Annotated in this window: 24 protein-coding genes and 2 pseudogenes; 3 read left to right on the top strand and 23 right to left on the bottom strand. The window is 34.1% G+C overall.

Annotation, left to right across the window (positions count from 1 at the left end; genetic code table 11):
* Nucleotides 1-78: 78 nt before the first annotated feature.
* The 4 genes and pseudogenes from ACUL40_RS04550 to ACUL40_RS04535 all read right to left on the bottom strand — a co-directional run.
* Nucleotides 79-341 (bottom strand): annotated as a pseudogene (locus ACUL40_RS04550) (DinB family protein); the annotation flags it as partial.
* A gap of 51 nt (nt 342-392) precedes the next feature.
* Nucleotides 393-962: an AAA family ATPase gene (locus ACUL40_RS04545; protein ID WP_000513268.1), complete on the bottom strand. Its 570-nt coding sequence runs from the start codon at nt 960-962 to the stop codon at nt 393-395.
* A 45-nt stretch (nt 963-1,007) separates the two neighbouring features.
* Nucleotides 1,008-1,541 (bottom strand): GNAT family N-acetyltransferase, encoded by a 534-nt coding sequence (locus tag ACUL40_RS04540; protein WP_002182765.1) that lies wholly within the window; start codon nt 1,539-1,541, stop codon nt 1,008-1,010.
* 105 nt (nt 1,542-1,646) lie between these two features.
* Nucleotides 1,647-2,003, bottom strand: a complete 357-nt coding sequence (locus tag ACUL40_RS04535; protein WP_000535577.1) for a hypothetical protein — start codon at nt 2,001-2,003, stop codon at nt 1,647-1,649.
* Between the two features lie 562 nt (nt 2,004-2,565).
* Here ACUL40_RS04535 and ACUL40_RS04530 point away from each other — a divergent pair.
* The gene (locus tag ACUL40_RS04530; RefSeq protein WP_173602377.1) at nt 2,566-3,003 is read left to right on the top strand and encodes a hypothetical protein; all 438 of its coding nucleotides are present in this window, start codon (nt 2,566-2,568) and stop codon (nt 3,001-3,003) included.
* A gap of 311 nt (nt 3,004-3,314) precedes the next feature.
* Here the strand turns inward: ACUL40_RS04530 and ACUL40_RS04525 are convergent, their stop codons facing one another.
* From ACUL40_RS04525 to ACUL40_RS04490, 8 genes are all read right to left on the bottom strand, one after another.
* Nucleotides 3,315-5,255: an AMP-binding protein gene (locus tag ACUL40_RS04525; protein ID WP_000806472.1), complete on the bottom strand. Its 1,941-nt coding sequence runs from the start codon at nt 5,253-5,255 to the stop codon at nt 3,315-3,317.
* Nucleotides 5,256-5,304: 49 nt separating this feature from the next.
* Nucleotides 5,305-6,846 carry an acyl-CoA carboxylase subunit beta gene (locus tag ACUL40_RS04520; RefSeq protein ID WP_000886744.1) on the bottom strand — a complete coding sequence of 514 codons (1,542 nt, stop codon included), beginning with the start codon at nt 6,844-6,846 and terminating at the stop codon, nt 5,305-5,307.
* Nucleotides 6,847-6,848: 2 nt separating this feature from the next.
* A complete protein-coding gene (locus ACUL40_RS04515) occupies nt 6,849-7,637 on the bottom strand; it encodes an enoyl-CoA hydratase (RefSeq protein ID WP_000939818.1) in 789 nt (262 codons plus the stop codon).
* Between the two features lie 4 nt (nt 7,638-7,641).
* Nucleotides 7,642-8,553, bottom strand: a complete 912-nt coding sequence (gene mvaB / locus ACUL40_RS04510) for a hydroxymethylglutaryl-CoA lyase (protein ID WP_060852121.1) — start codon at nt 8,551-8,553, stop codon at nt 7,642-7,644.
* A 21-nt stretch (nt 8,554-8,574) separates the two neighbouring features.
* Entirely contained in the window at nt 8,575-8,790 is a 216-nt protein-coding gene (locus tag ACUL40_RS04505; RefSeq protein ID WP_001987345.1) for an acetyl-CoA carboxylase biotin carboxyl carrier protein subunit, read from the bottom strand.
* A gap of 26 nt (nt 8,791-8,816) precedes the next feature.
* On the bottom strand, nt 8,817-10,154 hold the full coding sequence (locus ACUL40_RS04500; RefSeq protein ID WP_000486749.1) for an acetyl-CoA carboxylase biotin carboxylase subunit: 1,338 nt from the start codon (nt 10,152-10,154) through the stop codon (nt 8,817-8,819).
* A gap of 15 nt (nt 10,155-10,169) precedes the next feature.
* Nucleotides 10,170-11,315 carry an acyl-CoA dehydrogenase gene (locus ACUL40_RS04495; RefSeq protein WP_000397279.1) on the bottom strand — a complete coding sequence of 382 codons (1,146 nt, stop codon included), beginning with the start codon at nt 11,313-11,315 and terminating at the stop codon, nt 10,170-10,172.
* A gap of 216 nt (nt 11,316-11,531) precedes the next feature.
* On the bottom strand, nt 11,532-12,500 hold the full coding sequence (locus tag ACUL40_RS04490) for a YbgA family protein (protein WP_445423011.1): 969 nt from the start codon (nt 12,498-12,500) through the stop codon (nt 11,532-11,534).
* Between the two features lie 233 nt (nt 12,501-12,733).
* Here ACUL40_RS04490 and ACUL40_RS04485 point away from each other — a divergent pair, with 233 nt between their 5' ends.
* Nucleotides 12,734-13,033 carry a WGxxGxxG family protein gene (locus tag ACUL40_RS04485; RefSeq protein WP_000728157.1) on the top strand — a complete coding sequence of 100 codons (300 nt, stop codon included), beginning with the start codon at nt 12,734-12,736 and terminating at the stop codon, nt 13,031-13,033.
* A 121-nt stretch (nt 13,034-13,154) separates the two neighbouring features.
* Here the strand turns inward: ACUL40_RS04485 and ACUL40_RS04480 are convergent, their stop codons facing one another.
* From ACUL40_RS04480 to ACUL40_RS04440, 9 genes and pseudogenes are all read right to left on the bottom strand, one after another.
* Nucleotides 13,155-13,808, bottom strand: coding sequence for a TetR/AcrR family transcriptional regulator (locus tag ACUL40_RS04480; RefSeq protein ID WP_001168184.1), 654 nt, complete (start codon nt 13,806-13,808; stop codon nt 13,155-13,157).
* A gap of 24 nt (nt 13,809-13,832) precedes the next feature.
* Complete coding sequence (locus tag ACUL40_RS04475) at nt 13,833-14,852, bottom strand: ABC transporter permease (RefSeq protein WP_445423012.1); 1,020 nt, start codon at nt 14,850-14,852, stop codon at nt 13,833-13,835.
* The gene (locus ACUL40_RS04470; RefSeq protein WP_016081571.1) at nt 14,849-15,574 is read right to left on the bottom strand and encodes an ABC transporter ATP-binding protein; all 726 of its coding nucleotides are present in this window, start codon (nt 15,572-15,574) and stop codon (nt 14,849-14,851) included. Before ACUL40_RS04470 ends, ACUL40_RS04475 begins: the two co-directional genes overlap by 4 nt.
* A gap of 188 nt (nt 15,575-15,762) precedes the next feature.
* Nucleotides 15,763-16,014: a hypothetical protein gene (locus ACUL40_RS04465; protein ID WP_000548621.1), complete on the bottom strand. Its 252-nt coding sequence runs from the start codon at nt 16,012-16,014 to the stop codon at nt 15,763-15,765.
* A 215-nt stretch (nt 16,015-16,229) separates the two neighbouring features.
* Nucleotides 16,230-17,072 (bottom strand): metallophosphoesterase, encoded by an 843-nt coding sequence (locus ACUL40_RS04460; RefSeq protein ID WP_000037684.1) that lies wholly within the window; start codon nt 17,070-17,072, stop codon nt 16,230-16,232.
* A 396-nt stretch (nt 17,073-17,468) separates the two neighbouring features.
* Nucleotides 17,469-17,570 (bottom strand): annotated as a pseudogene (locus ACUL40_RS04455) (DUF2179 domain-containing protein); the annotation flags it as partial.
* A gap of 18 nt (nt 17,571-17,588) precedes the next feature.
* On the bottom strand, nt 17,589-18,149 hold the full coding sequence (locus tag ACUL40_RS04450) for a GNAT family N-acetyltransferase (RefSeq protein ID WP_017656373.1): 561 nt from the start codon (nt 18,147-18,149) through the stop codon (nt 17,589-17,591).
* A gap of 156 nt (nt 18,150-18,305) precedes the next feature.
* Nucleotides 18,306-19,232: a class A beta-lactamase Bla1 gene (gene bla / locus ACUL40_RS04445; RefSeq protein WP_033685397.1), complete on the bottom strand. Its 927-nt coding sequence runs from the start codon at nt 19,230-19,232 to the stop codon at nt 18,306-18,308.
* 220 nt (nt 19,233-19,452) lie between these two features.
* The gene (locus ACUL40_RS04440) at nt 19,453-21,585 is read right to left on the bottom strand and encodes a peptidoglycan D,D-transpeptidase FtsI family protein (RefSeq protein WP_048538865.1); all 2,133 of its coding nucleotides are present in this window, start codon (nt 21,583-21,585) and stop codon (nt 19,453-19,455) included.
* Nucleotides 21,586-21,950: 365 nt separating this feature from the next.
* Between ACUL40_RS04440 and ACUL40_RS04435 the strand changes: the two genes are divergently transcribed.
* A complete protein-coding gene (locus ACUL40_RS04435; protein ID WP_135277588.1) occupies nt 21,951-23,711 on the top strand; it encodes a peptidoglycan D,D-transpeptidase FtsI family protein in 1,761 nt (586 codons plus the stop codon).
* 11 nt (nt 23,712-23,722) lie between these two features.
* On the opposite strand, the gene ACUL40_RS04430 is transcribed toward ACUL40_RS04435, so the two are convergent.
* Nucleotides 23,723-24,550: an SH3 domain-containing protein gene (locus tag ACUL40_RS04430; RefSeq protein ID WP_074553476.1), complete on the bottom strand. Its 828-nt coding sequence runs from the start codon at nt 24,548-24,550 to the stop codon at nt 23,723-23,725.
* Nucleotides 24,540-25,073, bottom strand: a complete 534-nt coding sequence (locus tag ACUL40_RS04425) for an RNA polymerase sigma factor (protein ID WP_000438330.1) — start codon at nt 25,071-25,073, stop codon at nt 24,540-24,542. Before ACUL40_RS04425 ends, ACUL40_RS04430 begins: the two co-directional genes overlap by 11 nt.
* Between the last annotated feature and the right edge of the window lie 158 nt (nt 25,074-25,231).

The following is a 25,231-nucleotide window of genomic DNA, read 5'->3' as shown; positions in this document are numbered from 1 at the left end:
ATATAATCAAAGCACACAATGATTAACTTTTTATACGGCTTATTTTAAGTGTGCTAGCATTCTAGGCTAGATGATCATGACTGCAAAAAAAACTTCAAGTTCTCGTTTATATAAATCAGATAACGCTTTCACTTTTTGAATCGATTGATAATCTTTAAATTGCGGTTCTCTATCTTCTTATCCTTGAAGAGCACTAATCCAACTATACTCTACATCTACAATATGAAATAATGTTTCTAACATACCCCCAGTTTGCAAAGTAAATCTTCCTCTGAAAGTTGTTCACACCACTTAAACCAATCATCTCTTACTTGCCAATTATATTGAAATAAAGTGTACACATTTATCTCTCTCTTACTTCAATTATCCACCTAACAGCATCTGTTATACATTTAACCATTGACAATCACTTCTCTTCGGCCAAGTTCCTCTACAGCGTGATTAATTATTTCACTTACAGATAAAGAACCATCCAATATGATATCTGAATTCGGCTTAACAGTATGAATTGCCTCTAAATAAGCTTTTCTCGCATATGTCATGTAATGTTCCAAATCATTATGTATTTCATCTATTGTACCTTCCTTAAAATCTCGCAAAATCCTTCTAGCCATCGCAATATCTAAAGGCGTATCAATAAATATAGTTACATCAATGAATTTTCGCATCTCACTATTTAAGTATGCAAAAGGATAATCTACAATAATATAGTCTAAGGTATTATTTTGTATAAGTTGCTCAATATCATGAATTAATGGTGTTAATACCCACTCGTCGTAATTCGCCCCATCATCAATCCATTTACAAATATCAGCAGGAGAGTTATCAAATGTATAACTATCAAAATATAGAGCTTTTGAGTTTTTAAACTTATGCTTTAATCTTTCTGTAATTGTAGTTTTACCTCCTCCCGAAACAGCTGCAATTGAAATTATTTTTGTTTTATTATCCACTATACCCACCAAACCCCTTTATTAACATAATATAATTATAAATTACTATCGTTGCTACTTCTTCCATTCATATTCTAACATACTCATTTCCCATAAATTCCAATACGTTTCTCCTACTCTTTTTGACTCTCTTAATAAGCCTTCTTTTACAAACCCTATTTTTTCGTAACATGAAATGGCCGATGTATTAAAATCATACACACCAAGAGTTACTCTATGTAGTTTTAATTCGTCAAAAGCAATATGAAGTACTGCTTTCATCATATGTTTTCCTATAGAACGTCCTCTCATCTTCGTATTACCAACTAATACTTTTCCAATTCTAGCGGACTTATTAATATTATCTATTTGCCCAAGCGAAATATGTCCAATAACGTCTGAAGTCTCTTCATCTACCACTTTGAAAGCGAGTGTATTTGCACTTTCTATATACTTCTCTAATTGCTGTTCGTCTAAAGGAAATGTGAATGCATTTCCTGACCATTGTATTAGAAATTCTTCGGAATTAATCCAATTTATTAATTGTTTAAAATCAGATTTCTGAAAGCTTTCTAGTTTAATCACTTCCTTGCTCCTTTCGTACATCATGCTTTATAACCTCAAACTTATTTCTATATAAAGAATATATTCTCCTTTTATATAAAATTAAAATAAAGCCATTCATGTGAATGGCTTTACAAAAAAGCAGCATAATTATGCTTTGTTTGCTACATCAATACCATTAAAATCAAAGTCAGCAGTAACCGTTGTAACAGGTGGGAAAATTGCTTCAATTTTACAAATGGAAATAATTACTCCAACCGATCCAGGAATAGCCGCAAGCCTAACTACATCACAACTGACAGACGAAACAGTACCTACATAAGTACGTCCCTCTGTATTAATTTGAACTGTTCGATTAATTAATTTCTTAAGTTCATCTCTAATTCCTTGTACACAAGAATTATCACATTTCTCATGCTGTTCTTTTTTACACTCTTCGAATACTTCCCAACAATCATCTTGTTTACATGTACACTTCTTTTTACAATTATTAAATCGAGAACCCAATACCTCACCCCCTAATCCTTTCTATTAGTAAAGTATGTCCACTAGCTTAAAAGGGTACGAGGCAAACACATAAAAAGAAAAAAACAAACAATTGTACCAAACTTTCTTTTCATTATTCATTATAAAAACAGACTTCTCCTAATTAAAAGCTTTTTAATGAGCGGCCGTGAATTTAGTCCTACTCCATTTAATGTTTAGACACCACTTTCTAAAACAAACCTTTTTCTTTTAAATAAGACGCCCCTTAAAAACACACTAGATTTCCCCATTAACTCACATATACATAGACTTTATTTGTGGATTTCCCATTTTTCATTGTGAAATATACATTTAAAAAGCGTACTCGAAAATAAGATATTATTTGTAATCAGAACATTTTCTTCAACAAGTGTTTATTGAAAAATACCATAACTAGTAGTAGTTCTCTCCACTTTCTCTTAAAAATTAGCATAGTTTGTATGAATTCTATATCGAGTAGAAGACACTCTATCATATAAAGATAAAATAGTAGGTTAATAAACAAGCCATTTTTTTATTAAAACATAGAATAATATGAACACTATTGAAAGGAGGTAGAAATAAATGTCCTGGAAAAATGATTGCTGGAGTTCTCAGAAAAAGCATTGTTGTGATGATTGGTGGAAATCTAAAGAAAAGCATCATTGTGATGATGATTGGAGTTCTCAGAAAAAGCATTGTAATGATGATTGGTGGAAATCTAAAGAAAAGTGTCATTGTGATGACGATTGGAGTTCTCAGGAAAAACATTGTAATGATGATTGGTGGAAATCTAAAGAAAAGTGTCATTGTGATGATAATTGGAGTTCTAAACGAAATAAGTGTCGTTGTAAATGTTTCTTTATTTGTTGCCATTGTAAAAGAAAAAATTGGTAATATTTTTAATGTCAACGTAAAGGAAAGAATATGTCTTTTGGAACCAATCGGGCTTTTCCGGAAAGTTGATCCCTCACCTACTTCCTTGCTTTTGCTGAATTTTTAGATGGGGGCATTACTGCCCGGCAAATACTAGAATGTAATATATAAAAAGCTGACTGCTTATAGTCAGCTTTTTATATATTAACACGTAAAGGTTTAAACAGACATATAAGCAGTCACGCTTTGTCATCACCTTGTTGTTGTAAATTAGTATTTCTCCATTGAATAGACATTCCATAATATCGTATTTTGATTAAAACTAAAAAACATACTTAACACTAATAGTAAAATTTTTCTTCTTCATCAAATTCACTTCTTTTCTTTTTATAAACATAAAAAAAAGGATCTCTATTTATATAGAGATCCTTTCTAACTTTATAATTTACTAGACTGTAACCCCTGAATAAACGGAACTACCTCAGGATTTACAAGCGATGATAAATCACCTAATTCTTTTCCTAAGTAAGCTGCTTTAATAACACGGCGCATTACTTTAGAATTACGTGTTTTCGGTAAATCTTCTACAACGTGGATGTCTTTAGGACACAACGCTTTTCCAATATGAGAGTTTACTAAACTCATTAATTCTTTCTTTAATTCTCCTGTGAATGTTACATGATCTCTTAACACTACAAAACAATGACAAACTTCACCTTTTACTTCGTCAGGTACACCAATTGCAGCAGCTTCGATTACATCGTTATGTTTCACAAGAATAGATTCATATTCAGCAGGTCCAATACGTTTACCTGCAATATTTAACGTATCGTCTGAACGCCCTGTGATGATATATTGTTCACCATCGTAAATGACCCAGTCACCGTGGACCCATTTATTTTCAAAACGCGACCAATATGTGTTTACGTAACGTTCATCATCTTCCCAGAAGCTTTTCGTCATACCTACCCAAGGTTTCTCTAAGCATAATTCTCCGACTTCATCTCGAATGGGTTTACCTTGATCATCCAGTACGACAGCTGCCATTCCTGGTAAAGATGCGTTAAAACTAATCGGTGCGATTGGCTTAATAAGAACATTACCGAAAATCCCACCAGAGATTTCAGTTCCACCTGAGTAGTTACAGATTGGGACATTTCCTTTTCCAACCGTTTCAAACAGCCACATCCATGGATCAGGATTCCAAGGTTCTCCTGTTGATGCGAATACTTCCAAACTCTTTAAAGAATGTTTATTGACATACTCATCACCTTTTGCCATCAATGCTCGGATTAACGTTGGCGAAATACCTAGATGAGTAATCTCATATTTATCAACTGTCTCCCATAACCGGTCTGCTTCTGGGAAGTCTGGAACACCTTCGTACATAACCATCGTTGCTCCATTAATGAGTGAACCGAATAATAGAAACGGCCCCATCATCCAGCCCATATCAGTTACCCATAATACACGATCACCTTGTTTAATATTCATTCCAAATCCTGCATCAAAAGCTGCTTTCAAAGGAAATCCTGCATGCGTGTGTACTGTTCCTTTCGGCTTACCAGTCGTTCCTGATGTATAAATGAGCATTAATGGATCATCACTTTGCATTTCCTCGGCATGTATGAATGGTTTTTCTTTTTCTAGCGTACTCCACGAAAAGTCATAGTTATGTGGTGTAAAATCATTTCCTGCATGACGAACGATAACAACTTTTTCAACAGTTGGGCAATGTTCACAAGCTTTATCTACTTCATCTTTTAAAGAAACAATTTTACCGCGGCGTGAAAATCCATCTGCGGTAATAATCATTTTTGAACCTGCCGCTTGCACACGTGTCATGACTGCATCAGACGCAAAGCCTGAGAATATTGGTGAAATAATTGCTCCGATTTTCATTACAGCTAGCATCGCAACAACTGTTTCTGGAATCATCGGCATATAAATTGTTACACGGTCACCTTTCTCAATACCCGCGTGTTTCAAACCATTTGCAACACGACTTACCCAGTTGTCAAGCTCTTCATATGTAAATGATTTTGAAGTTCCATTTTCCCCTTCGTACTGAAGTGCTGGCTGTATTCTCGTCTCTTCATCCGCAAGCCAGCGGGATAAAGCTGATTCTACAACGTTACATGTTCCGCCATTATACCACTGTGCAAACGGTGTACCATTTTCTAAATCTAACACGTCTGTATAAGGTTTCATCCATTGATAGCCTACTGCCTTTTCTGCCTCTCCCCAAAACCAAGCTGTTTCCTCGATAGATTTATTATAAAAAGTTTCATAATCTTCATATCCCAATGATTTCATCCAACCATATAAACGTGTTTTTTCCTTGTACTCTTCTGTTGGAAACCAAACTGCTTGTTTCAATGTTTTCCCCTCCTTAACTTTTTGAGCAAGAAAGCCCTAAATAGGGCTTTTAAACTGGATATACAGGATGTTTACGATCCGTGAATACTTGATATTTACTCATATACATTTCGAAACGTCCTTTTAATTCTTCACGTAAATTGTTTGGATGAACAATACCATCAATCACCATCTCTGATGCTAAATGATAAATATCAATATCTTTCTTATACTCTTCACGTTTTTCAGCAATGAAGCTAGCACGCTCTTCTTCTGGTAAAGCTGCAATTTTATTTGCATATACAGCATTAACCGCAGCTTCTGGACCCATTACCGCAATAGAGGCTGTCGGTAATGCCAGGCAACAATCTGGTTCAAATGCTGGACCTGCCATCGCATATAAACCAGCACCATATGCTTTACGAACAACGATAGAAATCTTCGGTACAGTTGCTTCACTCATTGCAGAAATCATTTTTGCACCATGGCGAATAATACCAGCACGCTCTACTTTTGTTCCAATCATAAATCCTGGTACATCCGCAAGGAATAATAATGGAATATGATATGCATCACATAAATTAATAAACTTAGCAGCTTTATCAGCTGAATCATGGAATAATACGCCGCCCTTCATACGCGGCTGATTTGCAATAATACCAACAGGCTTACCATCAATACGTGCTAAGCCTGTAATTAGCTCTTGAGCAAATAATTTTTTCACTTCATAGAATGAACCTTCATCAATAACTCTATTAATGAGATCTTTCATATTGAAAGGAGCATTTTGATTTTCTGGAATGATTTGTTCTAACGTTTTATCGAATTGTTTCGGTTCTTGAGGTGTAACCAATGGAGTCTTTTCTAAGTAGTTATTTGGAAAATATGAAATGTATTGTCTTGCTTGTGTAATCGCATCTTCTTCTGTCTTGCATAAAACATCTCCGCATCCTGATACAGAGCAATGCATACGAGCTCCGCCCATCTCTTCTAAAGTTACCTTCTCACCGATAACCATCTCAGCCATACGAGGAGATCCTAAATACATAGATGCATTTCCTTCTACCATCATTACAACGTCGCAAAAGGCTGGAATATAGGCACCACCAGCTGCAGAAGGTCCAAATAATAAGCATACTTGAGGAACTTTACCTGATAATTTCACTTGATTATAGAAGATTCTTCCTGCACCACGGCGCCCTGGGAACATTTCTACTTGATCTGTAATGCGCGCTCCAGCAGAGTCGACTAAATAAAATAACGGAACACGTAGTTTTTCAGCTGTTTCTTGAATACGTAAAATCTTTTCAACTGTGCGTGATCCCCATGATCCAGCTTTTACAGTAGAATCATTGGCCATTACACATGCAGTACGACCATGTATTTTACCCGTTGCCGTTACAACGCCGTCCGCAGGTAAGCCTGTTTGTTCACAGTTAGCAAATAATGCATCTTCTACATATTCGCCATTATCAAATAGAAGCGCTAAACGATCTCGAACAAATAATTTTCCTTTTGCTTTATTTTGTTCATGATACTTTGGTGCGCCGCCTTGTTTAATCGTTTCAACTCGTTCTTCAAATGAATTAGATTGTTGTTTTTGATCTAACATATTTACTCCCCCTTATACGTTGGTGTGCGTTTTTCCTTGAATGCTTGTAATCCTTCTAATCTATCTTTCGTATGGATTACACCTTCATACGCTTGTTTTTCCATTTGTAATCCGGTATGTAAATCAACTTGAATACCATTTGAAATTGCCTCTTTTGCTAATCGAACAGCAATAGGTCCATTACTAGCAATTTTCTCTGCTATTTCAATCGCTTTCTCTTCAAGTAAATTAGCTGGTACAACAAATTCTACTAAACCATATTCTTTTGCTTCTTGCGCTGAAATACGTCTACCTGTATAAATTAATTCTTTCGCTCTACCAACACCAATTAATCTCGGTAAGCGCTGTGTACCACCCGCTCCTGGTATAATTGCAAGTGTCGTTTCAGTAAGACCAAGACTTGCAGATTCAGCAGCAATTCTAAAATCACAAGCTAAACTTAATTCCGTACCACCACCAAGTGCGATTCCATTTATAGCAGCAATAACTGGCTGTGGTAATTGTTCAACCATCTCCATAGTCGTGCGAATCATACTAACAGCATGGCGAACTTGTTCCTCATTCATACCAGCACGTTCTTTTAAATCAGCACCAGCACAAAATGCTTTTTCACCAGCACCTGTTAGAATAACTACACGCGTATTGGACTCTTCACTTATTTGAGTTAATATGTTTTGTAACTCTTCTAATAACGCTAAAGATAATGAGTTTGCTTGTCTTTCACGATATAACGAAATCTTTACAACGTGAGGTGTTACATAATCAACTGAAATGTTTTGTAATTGTAGCATCTTCTCACCTACTTATCGTTTTATGTTGAAGCGCTCTATACACATGACTCGGTAATTGGATATTTAGCTTACTTTGAATAAATTGACTAGCTCGCAATAACTTTTCTTCGTCTATATTCGTTTGAACTCCTAATTTATGGAGCATATGTACTAGGTCATCAGTAGCAACATTACCTGATGCTCCTGGTGCATAAGGGCAGCCCCCGAGTCCACCACAAGAACTATCAAATGTTGTAATACCGCATTCTAATGATTTAACTACATTTGCTAGAGCCATTCCATACGTATTATGAAAATGCATGGCAAACTGCGAAGCATCATACTTCTTTAATAGATGTTCTAATACTTGTTCTACTTGTAATGGATTCGCTACACCGATTGTATCCCCAAGAGAAACTTCATAAATGCCGTATGAAAATAGTTGATTACATAATTCGTCAACTGCTGTGACACTTATATCCCCTTCATAAGGACATCCAAATACAGTAGAAACATAGCCTCTTACCTTTTTCCCTTCGAATAATGCCTGTTTTGTTATATCTTCGATTACAACTAACGCTTCTTTAATCGATTTATTAATATTACTTTTATTATGAGATTCACTTGCTGATAAAAAAACATTCACCTCATCTACATTTTGCAAAAAAGCTCGTTCCAAACCATTTTGGTTCGGAACAAGCGCAGCATATGTAACATTTGGATCCCTTTTCAGCTCAGAAAACACATCATTTGCATCCGCTAATGCTGGGACCCATTTTGGGTGAACGAATGAGGAAACTTCAACATACGACAATCCTGCTTCTGTAAGTAGTTGAATCCATTTTACTTTATCTTTTGTGCCAACAATCTTTTTTTCATTTTGTAAACCATCACGTGGTCCTACTTCTTTAATGACAGCAAAATTAGGTAGTTTCAATTCGCTTCCCCCTATATCTCCCTATTCAATTTCTAATAATACATCTCCTTCATTTACAAAATCGCCTTCTTGCACATTAATTTTCATAACTGTGCCGGCTTCTTCTGAAATGATTGGAATTTCCATTTTCATAGATTCTAAAATGACGACATCCTGCTCTTCCTCTACTGTATCTCCTACTCCTACAACAATCTTCCAAACGTTTCCTGCCATCGATGCGTATACTTTCGTCATCATTTTTTCCCCCTTAATATTGTTAGATCTTATTTTTTAACGAGTTGTTTCGTTACAAAACCCGTTGTATAAATACCCGCTTTGAACACTTCGTCTTCCAAAACTTGCAGTAGCATTGGCGTGTTCGTTTTAATACCTTCTACTTTTAATTCTTCTAGAGCATCATGTAATTTCGAAATTGCTTCTTCACGAGTCTCGCCATGTGCAATGACTTTCGCAATCATTGGATCATAGAAAGGTGTAATCGTTACATGATTTTCTAAGAAGTGATCAATTCGTACATTTGACGGTAATGTTAAATCTGTAATTTTCCCAGGTGACGGGAAGAATGTTTTCGGATCCTCTGCATAAATACGAGCTTCAATGGCATGACCACTACGTTTTACATCATCCTGAGTAAATGATAGTTTCTCTCCACTTGCGATAAGGAGTTGCTGTTCTACAAGGTCTAATCCCGTAATTTCTTCTGTCACTGGATGCTCTACTTGTAATCTCGTATTCATTTCTAAGAAATAGAAATTTTTCTGATTATCTACAAGAAACTCAACTGTACCTGCATTTGTATAGCCAAGTGCTTTGGCAGCTTGTACAGCAACTTCTCCCATCGCCTTTCGTGTACCTTCATCTAAAAATGGTGAAGGTGCTTCTTCGATTACTTTTTGATTTCGGCGCTGTACCGAACATTCACGCTCCCATAAATACACTGTGTTACCATGTGTATCTGCTAAAAGCTGAATTTCAATATGATGCGCATCTGCTATATATCGCTCTAAATACATTTCTCCGTTACCGAAGAAGTTTTGCGCTCTTGTTTTATTACTTTCAAACGCTTTGGTGAGCGTTTGCTCAGTTTCCATCAACTGCATACCAATGCCTCCGCCGCCTGCGGATGCCTTAAGCATTAATGGATAACCAATTTGTTTTGCAATTTCAATTGCTTCTTCAGCAGTTTCAATATTTGTAGTAATACCTGGGACTACTGGGACATCTGCTGCTTGCATTGCGATACGTGATTCAATTTTACTTCCCATCTTCGTAATGATTTCTTCTGAAGGACCGATAAATACGATTCCTTCTTCTTTGCAGCGAACCGGAAAAGACGGATTCTCTGATAATAAACCATAACCCGGATGAATGGCTTCTGCATTTGTCTTCTTAGCTATTTCAATAATTTTTTCAAGGTTTAAATAGCTTTCTTGAACACGCGGTCCACCTACTAAGTAAGCTTCATTTGCCATTTTCACATGAAGGGCATTTTCATCTGCTTCAGAATAAATAGCAACAGTGCGAATGCCAAGTTTTTGACAAGTTTTCATAATACGAACAGCGATTTCCCCGCGATTCGCAATTAATATTTTTTGAAACATAGTGATTCCTCCCTTTTATCTACATCCTAAATGTCTAGCAATTACGAGACGTTGAATTTCAGAAGTTCCTTCACCAATTTCTAATAGTTTCGCATCACGAATATGTCGTTCAACTTCATATTCACGCATATAACCATATCCACCATGAATCTGTACTGCTTGATTCGCAATACGGCTTGCTGCTTCCGATGCAAATAGTTTTGCCATTGCCGCTTCTTTGCCGAAAGGTTTATCGTTATCTTTTAACCAAGCTGCTTTATGTACTAAATTGCGTGCTAGCTCTACTTCAGTCGCCATATCAGCTAATTTAAATTGAATCGCTTGGAAATTAGAGATTGACTTTCCAAATTGTTGACGTTCTTTCGCATATTGTAATGCACGTTCAAAGGCTGATTGCGCAATACCAACTGCCAATGCTGCGATTGAAATACGCCCTCCATCAAGTGTATATAAAAATTGTTTAAAGCCTTTATTTACATCACCAAGAATATTTTCTTTCGGTACACGAACGCCATCAAGTACGATTTCACAAGTATTAGAAGCGCGAACACCCATCTTATCGTAAGGACTTGAAATCGTTAATCCTTCACTCGTAGTAGGCACGATAAATGCAGAAATACGTTTTCTACCATTCTCTTCAATACCGTTGACAGCGGTTACAATAATTGTATTTGCATACTCTGCGTTTGTAATCCAACACTTCTCACCACTGATTACATACTCATCACCATCTAATACCGCTTTCGTTTGAGTACCACCTGCATCTGATCCAGCATTCGGCTCCGTTAATCCGAAGGCACCTAATGTTTTACCTGACGCCATTGGAACTAAATACTTTTGTTTTTGTTCTTCTGTACCGAAATAATAAATTGGAGAAGCACCTAATGAAATTGTTGCAGCATAGCTTAAACCGGTGCCACCACAAGCGCGACCAATTTCTTCAACTGCTAACGCATACGATACCGTATCGCCACCTGAACCTCCATACTCTTCTGGGAATGGGATGCCTAATAATCCTAGTTCGCCCATTTTTTGAAATGTTTCATATGGAAACTCTGCAGTTTTGTCATAATATACAGCTTTCGGTGCGATTTCCTTTTCAGCAAAGTCACGTACCATTTCTTTAATCATTTGTTTTTCGCGAGTTAGAGTAAATTCCATTCCGCTACACACCCCTTATCGAATATTGAGTTTCGACAGCGTGCGAGTTTCTACTACAAACATAACAACTTAAAAGACAAGAATATTAGTTAGACAATTGCTACAATTCTGTCATAACTTAATTTTAAAACAGATTCTGTACTAATGCACAAAAAAATTCCTACATTGTTCTACAACAACATAGGAGATTTTGTGTCGAATTATGTAATTTATTGTTTAATAATCTCTACCTTTTCCCGAATCAGAAATTTCTACTAATGCTTCAGGGTATGGTTCGAAATACGTTTGTCTTAATAAATACTTTTCATCAAATCGAATAGCCCATGATTTTAATATTGTAAGTAAACTACTAAGTGGTATTTTCTTTTCTGCATACTTTTGTAACAGTTCTATAAAATGATCTTTTTCTTGTTTTTTTAACTTTGTTTTAAAATATCCAAAAATGTGCTCGCATACATTTACATTCGATGTATAACGGGGCGCACGCATAAATAATTCATATAAAGTCTTCTCATAGTTTTCAAATACCACTTCAATCTTTTCATTTTTTTGATTTGCAATTATACGACCTAATTCCTTTTGTTTCACCTGATTATATGCCATAAATAAATATTTATTGTCCGACTGAAACGATACAAGTTCTTTCATATTTTTATTGTGTTTAATTATTTTGTAATATGCGATTGTAAATAACCTTGTAAAGAAATGCTCTCTAATAATAAAATTCGACAATCTACCTTCCTCTTCAATAGGAAGATGCGAAAAATTTTTTACTACTGCTCCGCCAAATAAGCCAGCTCCTTTTCCCTTTGCTGGCGCTTTTTCAAAACCAGAATAAATTTTCACATCACGCGTACCACAACTTGGTGAACGATTCTTTAAAATAAAACCATCCACATCCGGTATCGTTTGTAAAAAGTCATTTGAAAACTGCTCCATTTTTTCAGTTACATCTTCTCGTGTCGACGGTTGCACAAGTCTATTCTCACCATTTTCTTCTACAATTCGTATCGTTTCACGAGGAGTCCCCAATCCAATCTCCACTTCTGGACAAACAGGTATAAATGTAACAAATGGCTGCAAATTTCGTATTGTTACATCTGGAATCATCTCTCCATTATAACGACAAGCATCAAATTCTAAACATTTACTTACGACGATTGTAGGTTTTGCAAATTGTCGCATCTTATTACCTCCTTATTGCTAGCCCGTATAATATAAATTGTACTAAGATTAACATTTTAAGCAAAGTTTGATTCAGTTATTTTTATGAGAAATATATATCCAATGATATATTAACAATCATTCAACTCTATTTTCTATAAATGTGCGCCCTATTAATGAGGGTTTAGATATTGTGAAATGAATAATACACACATGCTTCGGAGAAATTAATGATTAAGAAAGGAGGGATTGTTATGAAAAAGAAATTATCATCTATTTTAAGTGTTTTAGCACTATCTATTATGTTTTTAGGTACATCTACGCAAGCTGAATACGATGGAAATAATATGAATAGAGTGAATAACACTGATATTTCAACTCGAGTAAATGACAATAACTTAGACAGAGTTAATAATGATGTAAGAACTCGAAATGTAAATACAACAAATGATTTAAATGATAATCGTGATAAAAATAATAATTGGGCTTGGCTTGGTTTATTAGGACTAGCAGGATTATTAGGTCTTAGAAGAAGAGACAAAGAAACACGCTGATTTAGAATGTTTTTAGTAAACAAGTACTTATTTATCAAAAATATATAATGAAAATAAATCGCCTTTTTAAAGGCGATTTATTTTTACTTAAAAGTAATGTATGTAATTCACACTTCAACGATTAAAATCGTGGAGTTAATCCATACAATATAAATTGAATCGTATTTTCAATTTCCGCTTCATCATTCCATTTTTCTTCAGGCAATAATAAAAATCGTGTTAATAATAAACCTAATACAGCTGATAAAGTAAGACGTAGTACGGAAGATGGTGGTATCTCAATAATTTCCCCTTCTTCTTGAAATTTCACAATCAACTTTTTGAAATGTGAAAACAGTTCTGTTTCTACTAATTGCTGTATTTCATTTTTCAGTTCTGGTTGGAATGGCACCTCTTGAATTAATATTTTTATCATAGGAAAGTGTTTTTGAGCAAATTTAAACCTATTATGAATTACAACCCTTAAAAGTCCTTCGTATGATTCATAATCCGATTTAAATATTTCTTTTGCAAAGGTTTGTACGAAAAATGGTGCAGCGAACTTAGTTAAAGTTGGCATTACGACCGCTAGTAATAAATCTTTTTTTGTTTTATAGTAGCGGAAGATGGTTCCTTCCGCTACACCAGCACGCTTTGCAATTTCACTTGTTGAAGTTGAAGCGTATCCTTTTTCTCCAAACATATCAACAGCCGCCTCTAATATTCGCATTTGACGTTCATTTCGTTTATCCGTATTAGTTGCAGCTATTAATTCCTCCAGCCAATCCTTCTGCATTTATAAAGCTCCTTTTTGTCATTATTATATTTTGCGATGTTTCTTTAAAGCAAATACATTTCCTACTGCAAATAATAGTGAAAAAAGTAATAATACAGTAAGATCTAATACAATCTCTGTAAACCCTTGATTCCGAATCATCACTTGTCTCATTGCGTCAGCGCCGTATGTGAGTGGAAATACTTTCCCTAACATTTGTAGCCACTTGTTCATAGATTCCATTGGAAACAATCCAGAAAAGAAGATTTGTGGCACAATAACAAGCGGTATAAATTGAATCATTTGAAACTCATTATTTGCGTATGCCGATAAAAACGTACCTAATGTTAGTGCAGTTAAAGAGAGCATACATGTAATAAGTAACGTTAGCCATATGGAGCCAGCTACGTATAAATCTAAAATATAAACGGAAAAACTTACGATAATAATGGATTGTATAAAGGCAAAGATTCCAAAACCAATAATATAACCTGCGACTATTTCCCATCTTCTTACTGGGGTGGATAATAACCTTTCTAGCGTACCACTTAAACGTTCTCTTACGAAAGATACACCTGATAATATAAATACAAAGAAAAATGTAAAGAAACCAATTAATACAGGACCAAGCCCATCAAACATCGTAAAGTCTTTAGAGCCATGTAAATAATTTACTTCAGGTTTCATAATCGATACATCATTCTTCTCTGTGCTTTTTTGCAATACTTGAAGTACAGCACGATTTTTTGACGAATCACTACCTTCCAACAGAAGTTTCATTTTTCCATTCTCTATTCGAAATACTGCATCTACCTTTTGTTTTTCCAACTCAAAAATCGCGTTTTCTTTACTGTATTCATAAATTGACGCTTCTTGATTTTTCATCACTTTTACTATTTGAGCGGGCATATCAACAACAGCAATTTGCGGTATATAGTCTTTTTGTGTAAACACTAGCGATAATAGCCAAAGTAATAACATTGGTGCCCCAAACATCATCGCTAACGAACGCTTATCTCGAAAAAATTGGCGAATAATACGAATGATTACACCAGTAACTCTCATGATGACACCACCTCTTCCAACAAAAAGACATCTTCAATCCGTCCAGATGACACGCGTTTTTTCAATTCTTCAGTTGTTCCAACCGCAACTAGTTTCCCTTCTCTAATTAACCCTAGACGCTCACAAAATTCAGCTTCATCCATAATGTGCGTCGTTACAATAATCGTTGTGCCTTTCTTTTTAAGATCATAAAATTTTTCCCAAATCGTTTTTCTAAGAAGTGGATCTATCCCCACTGTAGGCTCGTCTAAAATTAATATTTCTGGTTCGTGAAGGAGTGCTATTGCTAATGATAAGCGTTTTTTCATTCCACCTGAAAATTGTTGTACTTGCTTTTTCATATACTGTGACAATTGTACAAGTTCAAAAACCTCTGCAATTCTTGTCTTTTTACGTTTTCCCTTTAGTCCATACATCGTTGCTATAAAATCTGCATTTTCATATGCTGACAATTCTTCATATAATGCATCCGCCTGGGCCATATAACCAATTCGTTTCATTTCATTTAAATTAGGCATATTAGTATTATTAACAAGCACTTCACCTTTCGTTGCCTCATTAATACCTGCAATCATTTTAATGAGCGTTGTTTTCCCCGATCCAGAAGGTCCAACAAAACCAAAAATCTCTGCTTTTTCAACTTGCAATGAAAGATTGTGTAACACTTCTTTTTTTCCAAAACTTTTTGATACAGTCCGTAAAATAATTGAAGGTTGTTGCACGTTTCATCCTCCTTTTCTAATAAAAATGAGTGAGTACTCACTTTTATTTTACTCTTGCTTAATTATATGTCAAACTTCGTTGATTAGTATGTATGTTCAATCACCGATATTAAACAATGAAACAGAGTCGACATTAGAATTTCATTTCCTAAAGTCGACTCTGTTTCATTTAAACTATAAATTTCACTTTACGTTTTTAAATTCATATACTTCCGAATTCTAGCAACGTCTAAAGAATATTCGATAACTAATTGCTGTAACGGTAAAATAACTGTGTCAGGATATAAATGTGCATATTGTAATGTTTCTGCATATTTTTCTAACCTTTTTTCTAAATACTTTATTATTTGATCAGGATGACTTACTAATAAACATTTACAATAATAATGGATTTGTTCCTCAATCGCCGTGTATTCTTCAATTTCATATTCTTTATGCATGTGTACACCCCTTTAAGTTTTTTATATGAATTACTTATCACAATTTTCACTCGACAAATTTTAAGTTTTTTGATTATTTACACTATAACAAACACTGAGGGTCAAATTTTGTTACTTTATGTAACGTAGAAAATTTTTAACAAAATTGTAATGTTTACTCCTGCAAAATACAGAAAGCCCCTTTACTCATTTTTGTATAAAAAAAATCGTACAGCTTAATTTAGCTGCACGACTACAATTTCTGGCCTATTCAAAATCCTTTGCGGAATGATACTATTTCCTAATCCTCTACTCACTACCATTGATGTATTTTGTTCTACATATAAACCCGCTGTATATTTAGGTAAAACACCTTGATTTGGCGCAACTAATCCTCCGATAAATGGCAATCTAACTTGCCCTCCATGAGCATGTCCCGATAAAACCAAATCCAACCGCTCATTCGTATATTCCTTTATAAATTCAGGCCTGTGGGATAATAATACATTATATCTATCTGGCTGCATTTCAATTTTTGCTTTTTTAATTTCATCTATTATAATATTTCCTTCATCACGGTTTCCAGTACCAAACTCTGGATCATCAATACCTAGCAAGTTTATCTCTTGCTCACCCTTTCGAATGCCTACATGTTCATTCCTTAAAACATTGACACCATATTTCTTCAACTCTTTTTCTAAACTGTTATACTTTCCAGACCATTGTTCATGGTTTCCTGTCACAAAATATACAGGATACTTCTTTACCATTTCTCGTATTAATTGCATACTAACTTCTGCATCGTATGATTTACTGTCAATTAAATCACCCGTAATTGCAATAATATCTGGGTCTATACTTTTCATTTTTTGAATTAACACATCTTGATTATCGCCAAATTTTTTATTGTGTAAGTCTGAAATTTGTAGAATTTTATACCCTTTAAAAGAGGATGGTATTTTACTAGAGGTTATTTTAATCTCAGTTATACTTATTAAATTGTTCTGTAAAAATAAAAAGATACTACAACCTACTAATGTAGCAATAAGTAATATACTTCTTTTAATCTTCTTGCTCATATTCCCTCCTAAAATCTTCATCAATACTACAATTCTCAAAAACATTTCAATAGATTATTCTTTTTATCTAACGGTTCTCTTTTAAAGTGAAATCGATTTAACTACGATAATCAAGTACAAGTTTCTAATTTTAGGAACTGAAGAACTTATATCACTCTGTTGAAGTAAACATGCCCGGTTCTGTTCTAATCGTAACTCTATCATATAACATTAAAGCCGAAATTCCCAAGTTAAGGAATTTCAGCTTTTTGAGTTCGTATGAATATCTTAGTTTTAGTTCTATGTACCTTGCAGTTATACAACTTAGTACATATCAGTTGTATATCTATATGTGGTGAGGTTTTTATCTTTTTCAATAATCAACTATGTATAAAATATTTAAGTTAGTTAATACCCTTAATGGATATCATGCTTTTTAAAGTTTCCGCCTTGTACTTCCGCAACATCATATACATTGACAAAGGCATTTTCATCAATTTCATGAATAAGTTCCTTCATTGTTTCTAAATTTTATAATTATGTAGCGTCCTTCCATTCAGACTTCAATATTGAATATTGATATTCATCAATCCACTGGCCTTTTAGCATGTAATTCTGCAATAAATGACCTTCTCTCCTCATCCCCACTCGTTCTAGTACAGAAATAGACTTATTATTTCGAACGTCCGAAAATGCAATCACCTTATGTTTTCCTAATGAATGAAATATGTAACTCAATAAGGCACAAACAGCTTCAGTTGCATAGCCTTTTCCCTGATATTCTGGAGAAAGAGTAAATCCGATTTCTACGATGCGAGGTTCATTTACAAGTGTGTGAAGTGCACAATCTCCAATTATTTTGTTATTTTCAGTTAAAGCAATTGCGAACTGGAACCAAGTACCTGGTAGATTAGGATTATTTTTAACTTGTTCATTTACAAACGTTTTAGCCTCATGATATTGATAATTAACCCATGACTGAAATTTAGCCACTTCTGGATTAGAACGATAAAAATGAAAGTAGTTAGTGTCATCCATACTAAACCTTCTCAAAACAAGACAATCTGTTCTCCAAAAGACTTGATTGTCATTCTCCATAACTATTCACCCTCTTTTCTACATTAATTATATCTTTATAATACATAGGTATAAATAGTTTACATGCTTATAAAAAAAGCGATTCTTTTCACATTAAAAAGAATCGCTTTCCAAGTTTTTATTTTTAATTATATTACATAAAGAATTGAAAGATTATTACTTAAGAGCCTTAACTATAACTTCCGTTGCCTCTGCAATGAGTTGATTATCATAGGTAGCCTCTTTCTCATCTTTACTAGATAAAATTGCGATGATAATTGGTGCTCTATTTGGAGGCCAAACGATAGCAATATCATTTCTTGTCCCGTAACTGCCAGCACCTGATTTATCTCCAACTACCCAGTCAGTTGGTACGCCTGCACGAATAAGTTTGTCTCCTGTAGCATTTCCTTTCATCCACTCTGTAAGAATTTTACGTTTTTCAGCAGGAAGTGCATTTCCGACCGTAAAAGCTTTAAGATTCGTAGCAATAGCTTTCGCTGTACTAGTGTCACGAATGTCTCCTGGAATAGCTTCGTTTAATTCTGTTTCAAAGCGATCAGACATAGTAATCCGATCCCCCATATGCCTAAGCGCTTTTTCATATCCTTTAGGTCCTCCTATTTTATTAAATAAAATGTTCCCTGCAGTATTATCACTTGAACGAACAGCTGCCTCAGCAATTTCTCCTAGTTTCATTCCAGTATCTACATGTTTCTCTGTAACAGGTGAATAATCCACTAAGTCTTCTTTCGTATATGTGATTACTTCATTTAATGAATCAATTGAGTTTTGCTGTAGTAATACTCCTGCTGCTAAAGCCTTGTAGGTTGATGCGAAGGCAAATCTTTCGTTAGATCGATAAGAGATTGTTTGATTTGTACCAGTATCAATCGCATATACACCTAATCGAGCATCAAATTTTTTCTCAAGTTGAGAGAACTCTTTATGCGTCGCCTGATTTTTATGTTTCACTTGTCCAGTCTTTTCTTTCGCTTCAACTTGCAGTGCCCCTCCTGTAAAAGCTTCTAGGCTTGTAATACTTAAACCTAATATACCAACGCATATTCCTATTTTTAGCATCCTCTTATTTTTCAAAATCATCATTCCTTCCAAATTTTTAGTACCTTTTTATACGTACACATAATAGACAATCACCGAACCAAATTTGTTCCATAAACTGAAAAAAATTTTATAGCTAGTATGAGAGTTATTAACAAAATAAGAGATAGTAGCTATGATCGCCGCTATCTCTTATTTCACATTTCATTTTTTCTTATAAATGGCTTTATACAAACAGGTTCTCTTCCCTGAGAAAAGTATCTTAATTTTTCTTAGAACTACCTGTACTAGTAGATTCACCATGTATACGTTGCTGTTTCAAATCAAAGTATACATCTAAAACTTCCTTTCCAATTATAGAATTAATTCCATTTTTATCATCATGAAGCCATGGAACTACTACAGAAAATGCTACTTCTGGATTATCATATGGAGCATATCCAATTAACGTTAAGTTGTAACATTCCATACGTTCTCCTTTTGCATTTCTGCCAATCGGGTCATCTCCACCATATACAGTTTGGGCTGTCCCTGTCTTTCCTGCTGGTTTATATGGCACGTTTTTGAAATACTTCACGCCAGTTCCATCACCTTCTTGGAATACCCATCTAAACCCTTCTTTTATCCGATCAATATGTTCTTTCTTCATATCAATTCGATTTAATACGACAGGCTCTATGGACCGTATAACTTTGCCAACCTCTTCTTTTATTGATTGTTCTCGTATTTCTTGTACAATTTGAGGTTGCATTCTATAACCACCATTCGCAATCGTTGAAATATATTGTGCTAATTGCAACGGCGTATACGTATCATACTGACCGATAGAAAAATCTAGTAAAAAACCAGGTTGACTATCTACTTTTCTCGTTTGTCCAATTATTTCATTCGGTAAATCAATACCTGTTGGGACACCTAAACCAAATTGCTTGAAATAATAGCGCATCGTATCAAATGCTCCTTGTTTAATATCCAATGAGCCATTTGGTACGTAATTAACTCCCGCAATTTTTAAAGCTGTCTGGAACATGTATACATTCGAAGATACTTGTAAAGCTCGTAAATCATTAATATTACCAAATCCGGATACATTCCACGATTTTTTAGCTTGTGTACCTTTAAATTTCATCGGCGCGTCATAAAATTGATCTCCTGGATGTATTGCCCCTGTCTCATATCCAGTTAATAAAGTAGCACCTTTTACAGCTGACCCTAGCTCATACGAAGTTGTCATGTTACCTAACGCCAAATCCTCAACCTCTATTTTCCCTTCTTTTTCTACAATCTTTTTGCCTGCCATAGATAAAATTTGTCCGTTATTTGGATTTGTCATGACAACAAAAGCTCGATCGAGCAGTGGCTCTGAACTCTTAAAAGCTCTCAAGTTTTTCTCTATACTTTCTTCCACTTTCTTTTGTAATTCCATATCAATCGTTAATGTTAAACTATTACCACTTTTTCCTTTAGAGATTATTTCTGTGCTAACAATGTTTCCTGATTTATCAGTAATATTTTTCACTTCTTCTTTTGTGCCGTGTAATACATCTTCATATCGTTGTTCAATATAACTTTTTCCAACACGATCATTACGGTTATATCCACGTACTAAATAAGAATCTAAATTTTCTTTCGGTAATCCTTCTTCACTACTCGTAATATTTCCTAATATAGAACGAAATAAATTACCATTTACATAATTACGTTCCCAATCAACAGTGGCATCTACTCCTGGAAAATCTCCAAGATTTTCGCTTATCCGCGCATACTCTTCATCTGTTACATCTTTTTTAATAATTTGTGGTGTTAGTTGATAACCTGAACTCATTTTACTTTTAATAGCTAACACCTTTAAATCTTGTGCTGTTAATTCTGCTAATTCTACCTCTGTAACACGACCTCGTCTTAAGTCTTCTATTTTTTTATCTAACTCTTTTCCCTCTATACCCTTTTCTTTAAACTTTTCTATATCTTTCTTAGTAATCTTTGTCTCCGCACGTTTCGAATTCAACTGCATCCAAAAATCTTTTTTATCGATATCTGTTAATTTATTTATATCTTGTTCAGGCATTTCAAGTACTTTCGCCAAGTCATTTGCTGTTTTTAAAATATCTTCATTCGTAATCCCCTTTACCCTTGTATACGTAATTGTGCGAAGAGATTTATTATTAACGACTGTTTTCCCTTCTCGATCTAAAATTTGTCCACGCGGAACTGGAATACTAGTTAGTGCATTTTGACTACTTTCCACTTGGTTCTTATAAGCCTCTCCCTCAACGATTTGTACTTTTCCTAGCTGCATAATAATAGCTGAGAATAGTACAAATATACAAAGGAACATTATATTTAATCGAATAGATATATATGTCTTCTGTTTCTTTCCTTTTTGTTCTTTCATAAATCCTCCATATAATTCTTCCGGAACTCCTCACTAATACTTAAACGTTCCCTATATATTTGAAACCATTATTCGGTTATAAATAGTGTCTTATCTTTTTTTCTAAATCTTTGTAAGTATTAATTCCTTTTTGTATAGCCGCGTAATTGATAAATCTCCCTTCCTTTTTTCTCACTTGTTTTTTGTCGCTTGCAATGTGACTCATATTATATTTTACACATAGGCTTGCTAGTAACTTTTCATATTGATTATTCCTTTCTTCATGCTGTAATACTTAATAGACAACCTAAACAATACAGTTGTTCCACATTTACAAAAAAAATAATTAAATATAAGATGAAGTAAGCTACATAAGGGAGGGTTATATGTTACATACAAAAAGATGGAGATTATTTGCGGTTCTTTCTATTGTAGGTTTGATTTTACTAATTTTATTAAAAATCAACTTCATTTCAATTACTATCGCAACTTCTTCAGCTGAAAGAGGAAAGATTTTTGATCGAAATGGTGCAATACTAGCTACAAATAAGAAAGCTAAGTCTCTATATTGCACTTCTAATGATGAAAAGCTATCGAAACAAGATACATCAAGCACATTAGCTTTTTTTAATCAATTTTCAAGCGAGTTTCAACATGATATTTCTACAGAGAACATAAAATCTCAATTACAACAATCTTGTAAAAAGCAGACTATGAATGATATACCGTTATACTCTGATATAACTGAGAATGAACTTGCATTCATAAACAAAAACAAACCCAATAATGTAATAATTAAAGATGAATGGATTCGATATTATCCTAAACACGAAATTGGTTCACAAGTAATTGGGTATGTAGAAAATGACCTTAATTCAAAGCATATGGCTGTTGGAAAAAGCGGGATTGAGCTGCAATATGAAAATGATTTAAAAGGAAAACCAGGTAAAACTCTTATTTTTAAATTGAATAATAAAAAGTTCTTATGGAACATTCAAAAAGTACAAAAAGGAAAAGATGTACGGCTAGCTTTAGACTCTGAGTTGCAGCAAAAGGCAGAAGAAGCATTAAGATCGCAAATTAAGAAAACACCTGATGCTAAAGCTGGTTATGCTGTAGTGAGCGATGCAAAAACTGGCGCGATTTTAACTATGGTCAACTCGACAGTTTTTGATCCAAATATATTAAATACACATGTATCTTCTAGAAAAGAAAATATTAAATCTCTTTCGCAAAATAAAGCGATTCAAAAATTAAAGTATGGTGAATCTTATGTAAATATGGCTTCTACTATAAAACCACTTACTATTTTAATTGGATTAAACGAAAAACTTTTTCAACCCGAAGATACTTATTTAGATAAAGGTACTTTTCAGTATGATAATCAAAATAACATTACGAATGCACCTGGAACACCAACAGGTGAGATTACACCGAGGCAGGCTATCATTAATTCATCTAACACATTTATGACAGCAAAAGTAGCTCTGCCCTTATTCAACCAAAATAATGGAAATATAGAAAAAGTGGCACATATATGGACAGATTATTTAATGCAATTCGGCCTACGTTCTAAAACCGGGATTGATTTGCCCTTTGAAGAAGACGGACAATATGAATTCCATCCATCTAATAAATTTGAAAATGGGATTTCTGCTTTATTAAATGCCTCTTGGGGAGGAAATGAAGTGCATACTCCTCTTCAACTCGCTCAATATGCAGCAACATTGGCAAGTAAAGGTGATAAATATAAACCTCAAATCGTAAGTGCGATTATTGGTCAAGATGGTAAGGAAACCAAAAAGTTTAAAACCATTTTAGAAAGTTCAAATCGTTACCCGATGAACTTTTGGAGTGTCGTGCAAGGTGGAATGAGTCAAAATATAGAGGAAATTAAAAAGTTGCCCTTTGACGTCGCAGGTAAAACAGGTATTACAGGTTTTCCAAATGAGCAAGAAAGAATGATAAATCATTCTCTTTTCATTGCATATGCTCCTACTGAAGATCCACAAATTGCCGTTTCTGTCGTTATTCCTGGCAGTAATTCCGAAAAAAACATTGCCGCTCTCGTTACATCAGAAATTTTAGAGTACTGGAATACTCTTCAAAAAGAGAATAAAAACAAAGAGGAAGGTTCATTAAAGTGAACCTTCCTCTTTTACCATATAGAATCTATATTTATTATTTTCCATATACCTTCATTATTCTTTTCGAACATAAATGAATATTTAATATCAGTTAAAATGTACTCTTTCTGTACATATCCAGTATTACCGTTAATTGTCGATATTTTTATATATCCATCATTCTGCACTTTTTCTGGAATCCAAGCTTTTACCATTTCATTAGATACTTCATATAAAACTTGTGATTCTCGCTTTGGTTCTGCTAAAATTTTTGTTTTATTTCCAGTAACAGTTGCATATATAAAATGTGCTTGCTTTGGTTGGTTACTTTCCGTCAATCCACTTGGTACTTTATATACTTGCTTTGTATCATTTCCAAACTCTCCTCCCATTGTAAGGGCGACTTGCAACTCATGAAAAATATCTTCATCAAACTTCAGTTCATCCTTTTTATAACTCTTCCCTTTAAATAGAACTTCATCATTTAACGCTTTGTACAAGTCATTTTCATTTTTTGAGTTCGTACTTTGATATAGTTCATTCATAAATTGTTTTAATGATGGATCTTGAGCAGACTCATCTTTTGTTTTAGGCTTAATTTGAGTACTACTTTGTACTGGTGATTTATTATCATCAAGCCAAGGTTGTTGAACAATGAAAAATAACATTGTACAAACTAAAACAACTACAATAGGTAATGCTTTTTTATGAAATGGTCTTTTATGTTTTACAAAATCCACTTCATTATTTTCGTATATAGACTGCTTTATTTTAGAAATAAATTCTTCTTCATCTTTACGATTCTCCATTGGGCCTTTTTTTATTTTTCTATACCAGTCAGGATTTTGTTTATTGTTCATCACTACTACCCTCCCCTATTAATTTTGAAACCTTACTTCTTGCTCTACTTAATCTCGATTTTACAGTTCCAATGGATACTCCTAATGTTTCAGCCATTTCTTCATATGATAATTCATATTTTGCGTCCAATATAATTATTTCACGGTGCTTTTTAGGTAGTTTTAATACAACCTTCCACACCTCATTCATCTCTTCTTGGTTAAAAAATTCTTGTTCTGCTGACAGGGATTGCTTATCGTCACTAAAAAATCCTATTAAAGATATCCTTTTAAAATAGGAGGATTTCAAATAGTTTATTGCCGTATTTCTTGTGATTTTTAAAATCCACGTTTTAATAGATGACTCCTTTCGAAATGAATTCCAATTTTTAAACACCTTTATAAATACATCTTGCGTGATATCATCTGATAAGTGTGGATCTTTCGTAATAATAAATGAATAATTCCATACATCTTGCCAATAGTCTTTTATAACATAGTCCAGCTCATCATGATTACACTTTTCAATAAACGTCTGTTCCATTTCCACACCTCAAACTTATTTGAATAAACATAAAAACTGCCCTCACTTTTATTATGGTTTCAATATATAGACAAGATACAAGTTTCATTTGTTCCATTGTTTATCTTTTTTCAAGCAGAATAATACTACTAAAAAACAAGTAAAGCATACAATGATAA

It is taken from the genome of Bacillus sp. KNSH39 (assembly GCF_052656585.1).
This window is presented reverse-complemented; position numbering and strand designations above follow the sequence as displayed.